Source organism: Acidobacteriota bacterium (genome assembly GCA_028875725.1).
GTDB lineage: Bacteria > Acidobacteriota > Thermoanaerobaculia > Multivoradales > Multivoraceae > Multivorans.
On record JAPPCR010000015.1, the window covers coordinates 66,009 to 79,729 of the forward strand.

General features: G+C 69.2%; 11 protein-coding genes. 7 read left to right on the forward strand and 4 right to left on the reverse strand.

Features of this window, described 5'->3' with window-relative positions; translation table 11 throughout:
• Positions 1-10: 10 nt before the first annotated feature.
• From OXI49_11970 to OXI49_11985, 4 genes are all read left to right on the forward strand, one after another.
• Complete coding sequence (locus OXI49_11970; GenBank protein MDE2691222.1) at positions 11-1,267, forward strand: permease; 1,257 nt, start codon at positions 11-13, stop codon at positions 1,265-1,267.
• A 72-nt stretch (positions 1,268-1,339) separates the two neighbouring features.
• On the forward strand, positions 1,340-2,467 hold the full coding sequence (locus OXI49_11975; protein MDE2691223.1) for a Re/Si-specific NAD(P)(+) transhydrogenase subunit alpha: 1,128 nt from the start codon (positions 1,340-1,342) through the stop codon (positions 2,465-2,467).
• A gap of 27 nt (positions 2,468-2,494) precedes the next feature.
• Complete coding sequence (locus OXI49_11980; protein MDE2691224.1) at positions 2,495-2,809, forward strand: NAD(P) transhydrogenase subunit alpha; 315 nt, start codon at positions 2,495-2,497, stop codon at positions 2,807-2,809.
• Entirely contained in the window at positions 2,803-4,218 is a 1,416-nt protein-coding gene (locus tag OXI49_11985) for an NAD(P)(+) transhydrogenase (Re/Si-specific) subunit beta (GenBank protein MDE2691225.1), read from the forward strand. The genes OXI49_11980 and OXI49_11985 overlap by 7 nt, the downstream gene beginning before the upstream one ends.
• Here the strand turns inward: OXI49_11985 and OXI49_11990 are convergent, their stop codons facing one another.
• From OXI49_11990 to OXI49_12005, 4 genes are all read right to left on the reverse strand, one after another.
• Complete coding sequence (locus OXI49_11990) at positions 4,219-5,301, reverse strand: ATP-dependent 6-phosphofructokinase (protein ID MDE2691226.1); 1,083 nt, start codon at positions 5,299-5,301, stop codon at positions 4,219-4,221.
• A gap of 37 nt (positions 5,302-5,338) precedes the next feature.
• Positions 5,339-6,862 (reverse strand): sodium:solute symporter family protein, encoded by a 1,524-nt coding sequence (locus OXI49_11995; GenBank protein ID MDE2691227.1) that lies wholly within the window; start codon positions 6,860-6,862, stop codon positions 5,339-5,341.
• Positions 6,863-6,902: 40 nt separating this feature from the next.
• The gene (locus tag OXI49_12000) at positions 6,903-7,040 is read right to left on the reverse strand and encodes a hypothetical protein (GenBank protein ID MDE2691228.1); all 138 of its coding nucleotides are present in this window, start codon (positions 7,038-7,040) and stop codon (positions 6,903-6,905) included.
• An 83-nt stretch (positions 7,041-7,123) separates the two neighbouring features.
• Positions 7,124-8,149, reverse strand: a complete 1,026-nt coding sequence (locus OXI49_12005; GenBank protein ID MDE2691229.1) for an MBL fold metallo-hydrolase — start codon at positions 8,147-8,149, stop codon at positions 7,124-7,126.
• 69 nt (positions 8,150-8,218) lie between these two features.
• Here OXI49_12005 and OXI49_12010 point away from each other — a divergent pair, with 69 nt between their 5' ends.
• The 3 genes from OXI49_12010 to OXI49_12020 all read left to right on the forward strand — a co-directional run bounded on the left by OXI49_12010 (position 8,219) and on the right by OXI49_12020 (position 13,103).
• Positions 8,219-9,793, forward strand: a complete 1,575-nt coding sequence (locus OXI49_12010; GenBank protein ID MDE2691230.1) for a hypothetical protein — start codon at positions 8,219-8,221, stop codon at positions 9,791-9,793.
• 74 nt (positions 9,794-9,867) lie between these two features.
• Positions 9,868-11,703: a DUF1592 domain-containing protein gene (locus tag OXI49_12015; protein MDE2691231.1), complete on the forward strand. Its 1,836-nt coding sequence runs from the start codon at positions 9,868-9,870 to the stop codon at positions 11,701-11,703.
• The gene (locus tag OXI49_12020; GenBank protein MDE2691232.1) at positions 11,700-13,103 is read left to right on the forward strand and encodes a DUF1552 domain-containing protein; all 1,404 of its coding nucleotides are present in this window, start codon (positions 11,700-11,702) and stop codon (positions 13,101-13,103) included. Before OXI49_12015 ends, OXI49_12020 begins: the two co-directional genes overlap by 4 nt.
• Positions 13,104-13,721 lie beyond the last annotated feature (618 nt).

A 13,721-nucleotide genomic window follows, 5' to 3' on the forward strand; every position in this document is an offset into this window, starting at 1 on the left:
GGTAAACGCGATGATCAGCTACGCACAGGCGACGTGGGAGGTGCTCATCGAGCTCGCGCCCTTCCTTCTGTTCGGAACGCTGCTCGCCGCCCTGCTCCACGTCCTCCTGCCGAAGAACCTGGTCCGGCGACAGCTCAGCGGCTACGGCGGGACGCTGAAGGCGGTGGTTCTCGGCGTGCCGCTGCCCCTCTGCTCGTGCGGCGTGATTCCGGCCGGCATCGGCCTCCGCCGCACCGGCGCGAGCAGCGGTTCCGCGATGGGCTTCCTCATCAGCACGCCGCAGACGGGAGTCGACTCGATCCTCGTCAGCGCCAGCTTCCTCGGCTGGCCGTTCGCCCTGTTCAAGGTCGCGGCGGCGGCGGTCACCGGCGTGGCCGGCGGCTGGTGGGTCGAGGCGATGAAGGACGAAGTCCCCGCTGTCGAAGCGGACGCCGACGACGACAGCGGCGAGGACCACGCAGGGACCGGCGACCGGGTCCTCCGCACGATCTCCGAGATGGTTGCCCACGGCAACGAACTGCTGCAGAGCATCTGGCGGTGGCTGGCGATCGGCGTGCTGATCTCCGCCGCCATCGAGGTGCTCCTGCCGCAGCAGGCCTGGCTCGATCTCGCCGCCCTGGGAACGCTCGGCGCCGCGACGGCCGCGCTCGTCGTCTCCCTGCCCCTCTACGTTTGCGCGACCGCCTCCGTCCCGATCGCCGCCGCACTGGTCGGGAACGGATTGCCCCTGGGAGCGGCCCTCGTCTTCCTCATGGCCGGCCCGGCGACGAACGTCGCGACCGTCGGCGCCGTCTACCGGGCGTTCGGCCGCAAGGCGACGGCGGCGTACCTCGCGACGGTGATCTTCGGGAGCATCGCCTTCGCTCTGCTCTTCGAATGGCTGATCGGCGGCACGACGCTCGGAGGACTCGGCACGCACGAGCACGGGGACGGCTGGTGGGCCGTCGCCTCCGCCGTCCTGCTCGTCGCGCTGTTCGGCTGGTTCGCCGCCCAGGAGTTCCGTCGCTGGCGGCGGAACGCGAGAGCGGACCGGTGGGCCGCCGAACAGGTGGCGGCCGGCGAGCCGGGCGGCAGGGCCGTGGAGATCGCCGTGACCGGAATGACCTGCGGCCACTGTGTGGAAACGGTCGAGTCCGCCCTGCTCGCCTCGCCCGGGGTACGGGCTGCCCGCGTCGATCTCTCAGGCGGCACCGCGACGATCTGGGGAGCGGCTTCCGCTTCCTCCCTCAAGGCGGCCGTCCAGGACGCGGGCTTCGGAACCCCCTGAACCGTCTGCAGCGCCCCAGTCGTTCTCCCGTTTGCACGCGACGCCTCGCGGACATAACCTTCGCGCGCGGACATGAAAGCCGGAGTCGTACGTGAGACGCATCCGGGAGAGCGCAGGGTCGCCCTGGTTCCCGAGAGCGTCGCCCGAATTCACGCCAAGGGTGTCGACTTCCTGGTCGAAGCGGGTGCCGGCACCGACGCAGGATTCGACGACGACGCGTACCGCGAGGCCGGCGCCGAAATCGCCGCGACGGCCGGCGACGTGCTCGCGTCAGCCGACCTCGTGGTCCGCGTCCAGGCGCCCGACTCCAGCGAGATCGAGGCGTCGAAGGCAGGTGCGGCGGTCGTCGGCCTGCTCTTCCCGCTGACCGCCGCCGCGATGGTGCAACAGCTACGTGAAGCCCGGCTCACCGCGATCGCCCTCGACCGGATTCCCCGCGTCACGCTCGCCCAGTCGATGGACGTCCTGAGTTCCCAGAGCACGGTCGCCGGCTACCGCGCCGCGGTGCTCGCGGCCTACCGGCTGCCCCAGTTCTTCCCGCTGCTGATGACGGCCGCCGGGCGAATCGACCCGGCCCGCGTCCTGGTCCTCGGCGCGGGCGTCGCCGGACTGCAGGCGATCGCCACCGCGCACCGGCTGGGCGCAGTCGTCGAGGCCTACGACGTCCGGGCCGTCGTCAAGGAGCAGGTCGAGAGTCTGGGCGCCAGCTTCGTCGAGGTCCCCGCGATCGAGGACGCCGAGACGGAGGGCGGCTACGCCCGGGAGGTCTCGGAGGAGAGCCAGCGGCGGGCGAACGAGGTGATCGCCGAGCGGCTACGCTCGACCGACGCCTGCATCACGACGGCGTTGATCCCGGGGCGCCCGGCGCCCAGGTTGATCACGGCCGAGATGGTCGAGGGCATGCCGCACGGTTCGCTGATCGTCGACCTGGCCGCCGAACAGGGCGGCAACTGCGAGCTGACGAAGCCGGGCCAAGAGATCAACGTGAACGGCGTCACCGTGCTGGGGCCACTGAACCTGGCCAGCGACCTGGCCGCGGACGCCAGCCGCATGTTCTCGCGCAACGCCGAGAAGCTCGTGCTCTACCTGCTCGCCGACGGCGAGCTGAGCTTCGACTTCGACAACGAGATCGTCAAGGGCTGCGTCGTCACCCACGACGGCGAGATCGTCGACAAACAGGTCGCCGAAGCCCTGGCCTAGAACCCCGCGCAAGGAGGAGCAACCGAAATGCTCGAGATCTTCCTTGGGCTGTACATCTTCATGCTCGCGGCCTTCGTCGGCTACGGCGTGATCAAGGGTGTACCTGCCCTGCTCCACACTCCGCTGATGGCGTTCACGAACGCGATCTCCGGCATCTCCCTGGTCGGCTCCCTCGTCGCCGCCGGCGCTCACTACAACAACGTGAGCACCGTCCTCGGCGCGATCGCCGTGCTCTGCGCGACGATCAACGTCGTCGGCGGCTTCTGGATCACGGATCGCATGCTGCGGATGTTCAAGAAGCAGGACCCGAAGGCTGACGCGGCCGGAGACGCCGCATCGTGATCAGCCAGGTCGAGACGCTCTACCTGATCGCGTCGTTCCTGTTCATCCTCGGGCTGCGCGGCCTGACCGCGGCCCATACGGCCCGGCGCGGGTTGATCTTCGCCGAGCTGGGCATGGGTTTCGCCATCTGGGGCACCCTGATCCACCCGGACATCATGGCGCGCTTCGAGATCGCGGGCTTCTTCGAGACGTACAAGTGGATCCTGCTGACCTTCTTCATCGGCAGCGCCATCGGCATCGCGATCTCGGCGCTCATCCCGATGACCCGGATGCCCGAGCGGATCGCGCTCTCCCACGCCTTCGGCGGACTCGCCGCGGCGCTGGTCGGCGTCTCGGAGTACTACCGCGAGCAGGTCGTCGCCGGACACATGGACCACACGACGATGGGCGCGATCGGCTTCGAAGTGCTCTTCGGGGGTTTGACCTTCACCGGCTCGCTGATGGCCTTCGGCAAGCTGTCGGGCCTCATCCCGGGTCGCAACATCACCTGGCCGCTCCAGAATCAGAGCAACATCCTGATGTTCGGCGGCACCTTCGTGCTGCTCGTCGCGGTGACCATCGATCCGTCGAACCAGATCCTCTTCTACGCCATGGCCGCGATGCCGCTGCTGCTCGGCATCCTGTTCGTCGCGCCCATCGGCGGCGCCGACATGCCGGTCGTCATCACGCTGCTCAACTCCTACGCCGGCCTCGCCGCCTCGGCGACCGGATTCGCGCTGGACAACAACGTCCTGATCATCGCCGGCGCCATCGACGGCGCCTCGGGCTTCATCCTCTCCGTCGTCATGAGCAAGGCGATGAACCGCTCGTTCCGAAACGTCCTGTTCGGCGCCTTCGGCAAGGTCGACGAGGAGGACGCCGCCATGGCCGCCTCAGGAGGCGAACGGGTCCAGGAGGCTTCGGTCGGGGATGCCGCGATGCTGCTGTCCGGCGCCGGTTCCGTCATCGTCTGCCCCGGCTACGGCATGGCGGTGGCCCAGGCCCAGCACGTCGTCGGCGAGCTCGCCGAGATCCTCGAGGCGAACGGCACGCAGGTGCGCTACGCGATTCACCCCGTCGCCGGCCGCATGCCCGGCCACATGAACGTCCTGCTCGCCGAGGCGAAGATTCCCTACACGTCGCTGATGGAACTCGAGGAGATCAACGAGGACTTCAAGAACACCGACGTCGCCCTCGTCGTCGGCGCCAACGACGTCGTCAACCCGGCCGCCAAGCACAACCCGGCGAGTTCGATCTACGGCATGCCGGTGCTGAACGCCGACCTGGCGAGATCCTGCATCGTCCTCAAACGGTCCATGCGGCCGGGCTTCGCCGGCATCGAGAACGAGCTGTTCTTCGCACCGAACACGGTGCTGACGTTCGGCGATGCGAAGGACACGCTGACGAAGGTGGTTGAGGCGTTGTCGTAGCTACTCGCCGAGGCAGATGCCGAGGTCGCGGGCGGTGGCGACGACGTCGGCTTCGAGCGGGACGCTCTTCATGCGGCTCACGGCGAGTTCCAGCGGCACGGCACGCACGGTCGGCGGATCGAGCGAGACCATAACGCCGAACTCCCCCTCCTCGATCTGGCGGACGGCCGCGGCGCCGAAGCGGAGGGCGATCAGGCGGTCGTAGGGAATCGGCTGGCCGCCGCGCTGGAGGTGGCCGAGGGTGACGGTTCGCGTCTCCTTGCCGGTGCGTTCGTGAATCTCGGCCGCGACCCGTTCGGCGACGCCGCCGAGGCGTTCGACCGGACCGCCTCCGACGCCCTTCGACCAGGTGAAGTCCCCGCCGACGGGACGGGCACCTTCGGCCGCCACGACAACGGCCCAACGCCGGCCCCGCCGCTCGCGAGCCATCAGGTGGTCGCACACCTCGTCCATGTCGTAGGGAATCTCGGGAATCAGAATGACCTGGGCCGTGGCCGCGACGCCCGCGAAGAGGGCGATCCAGCCGGCGTAACGGCCCATCAGCTCGACGACAAAGATGCGGTCGTGCGCGTCGGCCGTCGAGTGGAGCCGCTCGATCGCCGCGGTCGCGACGTCGACCGCGGTGTGGAAGCCGAACGTGACGTTGGTGCCGGCGAGGTCGTTGTCGATCGTCTTCGGAACGCCGACGACCGGGATGCCGTGCTGGTGCAGTTTGAGCGCAAGCCGCATGGAACCGTCGCCGCCGACCGCCACGAGCGCGTCCAGACCCAGGCGATGGAAACCGGCGATCGCTTCCTCCGTGAGGTCTTCCACGACGACCGAGCCGTCGTCCTGCTCGACCCGGCGCTCGAACGGATTCGCCCCGCTGCGGGTGCCGAGAATCGTGCCGCCGAGGTGGGTCGTGCCGCGGACGGCGGGCCGATCGAGAATCCGGATCTGGCTGGGGTCGAAGAAGGCGCCGTAGCCGCGCAGGAGGCCGACGACCTCCCAGCCGCGGCGGATCGAGGCCAGGGTCACCGCCCGGATCACCGCGTTGAGGCCGGGCGCGTCGCCGCCGCCGGTGCTGATGCCGATCCGCTTCATCGGACTGCGGAGAATCGCACAGTCGCGCGGCTATCGTCTACCGGCCGAGCTGCTCCCCGCCGTAGACGAAGCGCTCGACCTCACCGTGGACCCGGGCGACGGTCTCGCGAGACGGGCCGGGGGTGAAGGCGGAAACGGCCACCGCCAGCAGGGTGTTCGCGAACAGACCCCAGAGCCCGCCGTGCATGTCCAGGGGATGCGCGCCCCAGGGCAGCGCGAACCCCAGATTCAGCGGGAGCGTCAGGGCCAGGGTCAGCAGCCCGGCGCCCAGGCCGGCGAGGACCCCGGCACGGCTCAGCGAGCGACGGCCGGGAAAGCAGACCCCGACGATCGCCGGCATGAGTTGCAGCGCGCCGGCCCCGGACAACGTGACGATCGCCACCAGCAGGTCGCTCTCTGTGATCGAGAGCGCGAAGGCGACCCCCAGGAGCACGAAGACGATCGCGCGGCCGACGAAGACGTAGTGGGCCTGGCTCCGCCCGCGGGCGATGTAGCGCTGGTAGACGTCGCGGGTGAGGACGGTCATGTTCGCGTGCAGGATGGAGTCCAGGGTGGACATGGCGGCGGCCGCCGCGCCGGCCAGGATGATGCCGGTGAGCCACGCCGGAGCGTGCTGGAACAACAGCTCCGGGAAGACCCGGTCCGCCTGCTCGAGCTCCGGCATGACGAGCGCCCCGCCCAGGCCCACCAGCGCGGCCGGGATGTACAGCGTCATCAGGTAGATCGGCGTCGTGGCGCCGAGCAGCTTGAGGGTCTTGCCGTCCACCGCCGTGTAGTAGCGGATCATCATGTGGGGCTGGAAGATGATCCCGAACGACAGGGTGAGCACCATGCCGACCCACATGCCGGGCGTGAAGAACCCCTCGGGACCGGGCAGGGTCAGCATGTCCGGCCGCTCGCTCGTCACCCGCTGCCAGAGCTCGACCGGGCCGCCGAAGAGCTCGAAGGAAAGGACGAGCGCGCCGGCCCAGATGGCGACGTACATCCAGGCGCCCTGGAACACGTCGGTCCAGTAGACCGCGCGCAGGCCGCCGACCATCAGATGGACGACGGCGACCGTCAGCATGATCAGCACGCCGATCTCGAACGGCACGCGGCCGTCCGTCGCCACGTCCATGATGTAGCCGAGGGCGAGCGCCTGGACCTGGATGTAGAGGATCGTGAAGACGACGGAAACGACCGCGACCGCGATGCGCACCGCCTCCGACTCGTAGAAGTCGGCCAGCAGATCGGCCGGTGTGATGTAGCCGAAGGCCTTGCCGAGCGCCCAGATGCGGGTACCGATGACGTAGGTGGCGGCCCCAACCAGGAGGGTCCAGGCGCCGGCCGACCAGAAGCCGATGCCGTGGGTGAAGAAGAAGCCCCCGGAGCCGAGGAAGGCAAACGCCGAGTGGTAGGTGGCGACCACGGTCAGGTAGAGGACGATGAAGCCGGTGCGCCGCCCGCACAGGAGGAAGTCCTCCATGTCGACCGTCATGTGACGGTTGGCGACGACGGCGACGCCCAGGGTGATCAGCAGGTAGACGCTGATCAGACTCGTCGCGACGACCCAGGTCTCCACTACCGGTCCTCAGACGGCGAAGCTGAATAGAGGAGCCGCGTCACACGCCGCGGCGGTAGGCCCAGATCAGGACCGCGATGAGGGCGACGTAGACGGCGAACAGGCCAACGTAGAGAAACGGAACGCCGAGGACGCTCGGCTCGATCCGGTTCAGCAGCGTGTGGGTGACCGGCGGCATCGCCAGCAGGAAGACCGCCCCGAAGGCGACCGTGGCGATCCAGCCGTCGCGGGTGCGCGGCAGGAAGCGGGAGGAGCGGCGAGTCAGTCCGGGTTCTCCATGCGGTGATACATCCGGCGCACCTCCACGTCGGAGGGCTGCCGCTGCGGAAACGCCGTGGCGGACAGGTCGAGCGCGCCGGAGACCTCTTCGGCTGGCACTCCCGCCGCATGCTTCTCCGCTGTCCGTTCCCAGAGGACGCGGTAGTACTCCTGCGACTTCTCGATCGCACTCAGGTCGTTGAGCGGCGGGCCGTGCCCGGGAACCACGATGTCGAAGTCCAGGGCCTTCAGGTTCTCCAGCGTCTCGGCCCACTCGTCGACGTAGCCGTCGCCCATGAAGGACGGTCCACCGAACAGCATGTCGCCGGTGAAGACCAGCTTGTCCTGCGGGAAATAGATGACGGTGTCTCCGCCGGTGTGGGCGCGGCCCACGAACATGATCTGGATCTCCCGGCCGCCGCGAAACAGGGTCATCTTCTCGTTCATCGTCACGTCGGGCGGCAGCGGGTCGATCTCGTCAAAGTCGGCGGCGTGAGCGGCGAACATCGACCGGTAGGCCTCGAGCCCCGCGCGCTCCTCCTCGTCCTCGGCCGCCTCGATCTGCTCGGCGAGCCGCTCGAGGGTCGCCGCGTTGCCGTTGATGCCGGTGACGTACGTCGGCTCCTCCAGCGGCGCCGTCGCCATCTTCATCCGCGTGTACTCGTGGCCGATGATCGGGATGTCCGCGAACTCCTGGTTGCCGTGGGCGTGGTCCCAGTGGAAGTGGGAGTTGATCAGCGTCGTCACCGGCTTGTCGGTGATGGCCGGGATCGAGGCGATCAGGTCGCGGGCCTTGGCCGGCGTCACGTGGGAGTCCACGAGAATCACGTCCTCGTCATTGACGATCACGAGGGCGTTGCTGTTGAACACCTGCGCCGTGGTCTGGGTCAGCCAGATGCCGTTCCGGACCTCCATGAAGCGGTGAGTGTCGGTCGTCGTGGTCCACTCCTGGGCCGACAGCGAACCCGCCGCAAACACCGCGGCCGCGGCAACTGCCGTACGAATCGTCAGTCGAAGAGCGTGTCTCATGGAACCTCCCTCTCGCGGTACGCCGAGTCGCGGCGACGCCTGCCGTAGCTTGCTGTCTACAATAGCGCGATGAACTTCTCCTTCCGTCCCTTGCTCGCCGCGGCCGGACCGGCCCTCGCCCTCATGTGCCTCGCCGCCCTGACCGCGACGGCCCCGGCCCGTGCGGAGGAAGGCGCGGGCGCGTCGCAGGCCGCCGAGCCGTCCGCGCCGCCCGGCCGCTGGGAAACCAGCCACTCGATCGAAGTCGGCGGCGAGACGGTCGAATACGACGCCGTCGTCACCGGTCTCCAGCTCGACAACGACGACGGCGCCCCGGCCGCGCAGCTCTGGTACACGGCGTACTTCCGGACGAACGGCGCGGCGCCCCAGGAGCGCCCCCTTGTCTTCTCATACAACGGAGGCCCCGGCTCCGCGTCGTTCTGGCTGCACATGGGGATCATGGGGCCGCGGCGCGTCGTGACCCCAGACGTGGGCCCGCAGGGAGCGCCGCCCTACCCTCTCGAGGACAACGCCTGGACCCTCCTCGACATCGCCGACATCGTGATGGTCGATCCGATCGGCACCGGCTTCAGCCATACCTTGGGAGAAACTCCGGGCTCCGACTACTGGGGCATCGACGAGGACGCGAAGTCCCTCGCCCAGTTCATCCGGCGCTTCCTCAGCGCGCACGACCGCTGGAACTCGCCCCGCTATCTGCTCGGCGAGAGCTACGGAACGACTCGATCGGCAGTGCTCGCCAGCCACCTGCAGCGGGCGAACATCGACCTGAACGGCATCGTACTCGTGTCCTCGATCCTGCAGTTCAACACGATCCAGTTCGCGCCCGGCGACGACCTCCCCTACATCGTCAACCTGCCGTCCTACACCGTGGCCGCCCGCTACCTGGACGCGCTGCCGGAGAAGACCCCCGCGGACCTCGAGACCCTGATGGCCGAAGTCGAGGAATGGGCGCTCACGGAGTACGCCACCGCGCTGCTTCGGGGCAGCACCCTCGACCCGGACACCCGCGCCCGCGTGGTCGACCGCCTGCACCGCTACACCGGACTCTCGCGCGACTTCATCGACAAGTCGGACCTGCGGGTGACAGCTCCGGCCTTCGAGGCCGAACTGCTGCGCGACGAAGGCAAGGTCGTCGGCCGGCTGGACGCGCGCTTCACCGGCCCGGCCGGGGACACGCTGGGAGCGAGGCCTTCCCACGATCCCCAGTCCACGGCGATCAGCTCGGCCTACACGTCGGCGTTCAACAGCTACCTGCGGAGCGAACTCGGCTACGACGGCGACCGCGAGTATGTCCCGAGCGGCGCCGTCCGCGACTGGAACTGGGGGCGGGTGAGCGCTGGCCGTTTCTCGCGCGGCGACGGCACACCGAACGTCGCCCCCGACCTGGCCGCCGCCATGCGCCGGAATCCGGCGCTCGAAGTGCTCCTGATCAACGGCCTGTACGACCTGGCGACGCCCTACTTCGCGGCCGTCTGGACGATGGACCACATGGGTCTGCCGCCGGAACTCAGAGACAACATCCAGCGCGAGGACTTCGCCGCCGGACACATGATGTACGTTGAGCAGTCCCTGCTGCCGCAGTGGAAGGAAACGCTCGACGCCTTCATCCTGCGCACCTCAGGCGCCGGGCGGGACGCCGACTAGCTGGGTGCTCCGCTCTACTGATACAGTGTTACAAGTTCGTCTCGGACCGGGGTCCCCGGCCCACGCCATCCGCCATGAAGCTCGATCTCAGGACGATCCTGCTGCTCTTCTGCGTCGCCGGCCTCGCGCAGTCCGCGGCGGCTGCCTCGCCTGAACCGGCCGGGACGGACCAGACGGCGCCCCTGGCGCTCACGCCGACCGAGTACAACAACACCGTCGCCGACCTGCTCGGCTTCCCCAGGGCCGGGGAGCAGTGGCCGAAGCGGCCGCCCGTCGCCGACCGGATCAGCCCCCGGCGCGCCGCCAGCAAGGGCGTGTTTTCACCGCCGCCGCCGCCCGACCCGTGGCCGTGGCCGTTTCCGGATGAGCCCGGCGCCGACGGCTTCGAGGGCATTGCACAGGGCCAGAGTCCGTCTTCCTACCAGGTGGAGGAACTCCACCTCGCCGGGATGCACTTCGGATCCTTCGCCCTCCTCTCGCCGACCTTCTTCGACTGCTCGCGGTGGTCCGAACTGCCGGCCGCGGAGCGCGAGGCCTGCGCCGCCACGAGCATCCTCCGCTTCGCCGAACGGGCGTATCGCCGGCCGCTGCGCGACGGGGAACGCGATCGGATCGAAGCGTTCTGGCAGACGCAGGTGGCCGCCGAGCCGATCGACGAGGCCGTGGCGCTCACCGTCGCCGGCATCCTCCAGGCCCCGGCCTTCCACTTCAAGCTGAAGCCGGACGCCACGGGCGCCACGAGACTCGATCCGTGGCAGCTCGCCACGCGGCTGTCCTACTTCCTCTGGGACTCGATGCCGGACGAGGAGCTCTTCCGGGCGGCCGGCGCCGGCGAACTCGGCACTCTGGAAGGCGTCGAACGGCAGGCACGGCGCATGCTCGACGATCCGAAGGCCCGGCCGGCCGTCGTTCACTTCCATCACCAGTGGCTCGGCACGGATCAGGTTCTCCTGATCGCCCCCGCCCGCCGCGCCTTCGGTCCGAGGTTCGGCATTTCCCGAGCACTCAGGAACGCGCGCGACGACGACACGAAGTGGCCCGCGATCATGGGGCCGATCCGGCACTCGATGAGGCTGGAGACCGAGCTGTTCGTCGAAGAGGCGATCTTCGACCGCGCGGGGACGTTCACCGAGCTGATGACCGGCAATCACGGCTACATGTCGCGCAACACGTCGCCGATCTACGGCGCCACCACGGCCACGGACGAAGGACGCACGGCGGTCACCCGGCAGATCGAGTACGTCTCCGTATCGGTCGGACGCAAGAAACCACTCACCCTCGATCCGGTCGTACTGGACCCCACGCAGCGGGCAGGCGTGCTGACCCTGCCGTCCGTTCTGGCCATCGGCGCCTACGCCGTGCAACCCGGCCCGATCCCCCGCGGGGTGCGCGTCCTGGAACGCATCGCCTGCATGGAAATGGGTGATCCGATCGAAGGCGTCGAGAGCGCGCTGCCGCCGGACGCGCTGGGCGTCGAGAGCACGAACCGCCAACGGACCGCCGCCGCCACCAAACCGAGGGAGTGCAACTCCTGCCACCGCCGGATCAACCCGGCCGGTTTCGCGTTCGAGCACTACGACGCGATGGGCGCCTGGCGGGCCGAGGACAACGGACTTCCGGTCGACGCCAGCGGCTCGCTGCGGTTGCCGGGCGCCGAAGAGCTCACATTCACCGACGGCGTCGAGTTCGCGCACGAGCTGGCTGCCAGCCGACGGGTGCGGGACTGCTACGCGCTCCACTGGACGCGCTACGCACTCGGCAACCATCTGGACCGGAACGCACCCGGCCTCGAACCGATCCAGGAGCGCTTCCGCAACAACGACTCGGTCAGGGAGCTCCTCGTCAGCATCGCGACCAGCGAACTGTTCCGCACAGGCGCACCCGGGCCAGGCTCAGGAGTGGACGGATGATCTCGAGACGCCACCTGCTGCAACTCGGAGGGCTCACCGCGCTCGGTGCCGGCTGGCCGGGCGGCGCCTTGCGCGCGCTCGCCCAGAGCCCCGCTCAGGTCCGGCGCATGATTCTGATCAGCCACTGCCACGGCTGGCCCTACGCCACCTGGAAGATGCGCCCTGAGGGCGTCTCCGAGAGCGAGCCCTGGTCGGTCGACCTAGAGCAGCTCCCGGAGACGGCATTCAGCAGGCCCCTGGCTCCGCTCTACGAGCATCGTCGCCGCATCCTCGCCCTGGACGGCCTGTCCCTGGCCACCGCCGAACTCGACGGCGGCGGCAACCGGCACGACCGCGGCTGGGTCCACGCCTGGACCGGCAACAACGCGGACTTTGGCGCCCGCGACACCCGCTCGACGTCGGCCTCCCTCGACCAGCTTGTCGCCGCGCACGTGTCCCGGGCGGACCGGTTGCCGTCGCTGGAAGTCTCGGTCGACGCCGCGCTCGAGGCAGGCCGTCCGATCAGCTACAACAGCGGCGGCGTACGGCTGCCGGCCGAGAACACGCCCCTGCGCGCCTGGAACCGGGTGTTCGGACCGGCGTCCTCCGGTGACACGGTCGGCGCCTACCGGCGCAGCACGCTGGATTTCGCGTACCAGGAGTATCGGGCGGTCGCCGCGCGCTTCGACGCGAACGACCGCGCCCGGCTCGAGTCCCACTTCGGCCTCGTCGACCGGCTCGGCCACCGGCTCGAAGGCCTGGCGACCCTCTCCTGCGACGCGCCGCCCCGGCCCGCCGTCTCGTTCGACCGCTACGACCTGCAGTTCGACGCCTTCGCCGACATCATCGCCGCCGCCTTCAGTTGCGACATCACCCGCGTCGTCTCGTTCTCGCTCGGCGAGATGCCGACCGCGGAATTCGGCGCCGACCACATCAGCGACAAGGTGCACAAGGGCATCGCCCACTACATCCACGAGGACGTCCGCAAGCACGACGCGATGACCAACTACGCGGCCTACCACGGCCAGCAGGTCGCCCGCCTGGTCAGCACGCTGGAGTCGATCCCGGACGCCGGCGGCGGTTCCCTGATGGACAACACGCTGATCGTCTGGGGCTCGGAACTCGGCGATGGCTGGCACGGCTACCGCAACTACTGCCCCGTCCTCATCGGCGGCTCCTGGGCTTTCGACACCGGCCGCTACCTGCACTGGCCTCACGAGACGCCAGCCCAGATGCGCGTCCCGAACCAGGTGGCCCCCGGCGGCCTCACGCAGTTCGCCGGCGTCCCCCACCAGCACCTCCTCGTCAGCATCGCCCGCGCCATGGGCCTCGACGTCAACCACGTCGGCCTCCACCATGCCTACGGCCAACGCGGCGACCACATCTCCCTCGTCGGCCCTCTGCCCGGCCTACGGGCGTAGCGACGGCACGCCGTGCCGCGGCGCTGCGCGGCGGCGGTTGTACCCGCCAGGCGAGGGGCCGGAAGGGGGTCCCAGCGGCCGCTCACGCTTTCCGGGTGGAGGGAGAGTTAGCGTTCGCTTCGGTCGCCTGCGCTTCGGATCTGCGTTGGTTACGGCGGCGTCGTTGCCCGTCGCTTGGCTCCAGCCCGCTGGGACCCCCTTCCGGCCCCTCGCCTGGCTGGTCGGCGCTGCCTGCGCTGGAGCGCCGGACGGGGCGACGGCCTGCCGGGGCTGAAGCCGTCGGGCGACGGTGTTTTCTTCAAGATCCGGAGCACTGTCGTTGCACTCCTGGACCTGAAACCGAAAGGAGGTGCAGCGATCGGGTCCTGGTGCCAGTCGGAAACGGAGCACCGGTGTTGGCGGTACTGCCTGCGTTCGTTCCGTGATCAGCGCCTGTCCGGGACGCCCGCCGACGACGTGGCGAAACCCGGCGACGTCCAGCCCGCGGTGGGCTCAGGGGGGAGGGTCCCAGCGGGCTGGAGACAAGCGACGGGCAACGGCGCTACCGAAACTGACGACGTAACGGAGCGCAGTCGACCGAAGCGAACCCCCAACCCAACATCCACCAAGCGGGGGTAA

Excerpts from the sequence above, each read along its gene's own strand:
- OXI49_12020 (MDE2691232.1), top strand. The coding sequence starts at position 11,700 with ATGATCTCGAGACGCCACCTGCTGCAACTCGGAGGGCTCACCGCGCTC.
- OXI49_11980 (MDE2691224.1), top strand. The coding sequence starts at position 2,495 with ATGCTCGAGATCTTCCTTGGGCTGTACATCTTCATGCTCGCGGCCTTC.
- OXI49_12015 (MDE2691231.1), top strand. The coding sequence starts at position 9,868 with ATGAAGCTCGATCTCAGGACGATCCTGCTGCTCTTCTGCGTCGCCGGC.
- OXI49_12010 (MDE2691230.1), top strand. The coding sequence starts at position 8,219 with ATGAACTTCTCCTTCCGTCCCTTGCTCGCCGCGGCCGGACCGGCCCTC.
- OXI49_11975 (MDE2691223.1), top strand. The coding sequence starts at position 1,340 with ATGAAAGCCGGAGTCGTACGTGAGACGCATCCGGGAGAGCGCAGGGTC.
- OXI49_12005 (MDE2691229.1), bottom strand. The coding sequence starts at position 8,149 with ATGAGACACGCTCTTCGACTGACGATTCGTACGGCAGTTGCCGCGGCC.
- OXI49_11990 (MDE2691226.1), bottom strand. The coding sequence starts at position 5,301 with ATGAAGCGGATCGGCATCAGCACCGGCGGCGGCGACGCGCCCGGCCTC.
- OXI49_11970 (MDE2691222.1), top strand. The coding sequence starts at position 11 with ATGATCAGCTACGCACAGGCGACGTGGGAGGTGCTCATCGAGCTCGCG.
- OXI49_12000 (MDE2691228.1), bottom strand. The coding sequence starts at position 7,040 with ATGCCGCCGGTCACCCACACGCTGCTGAACCGGATCGAGCCGAGCGTC.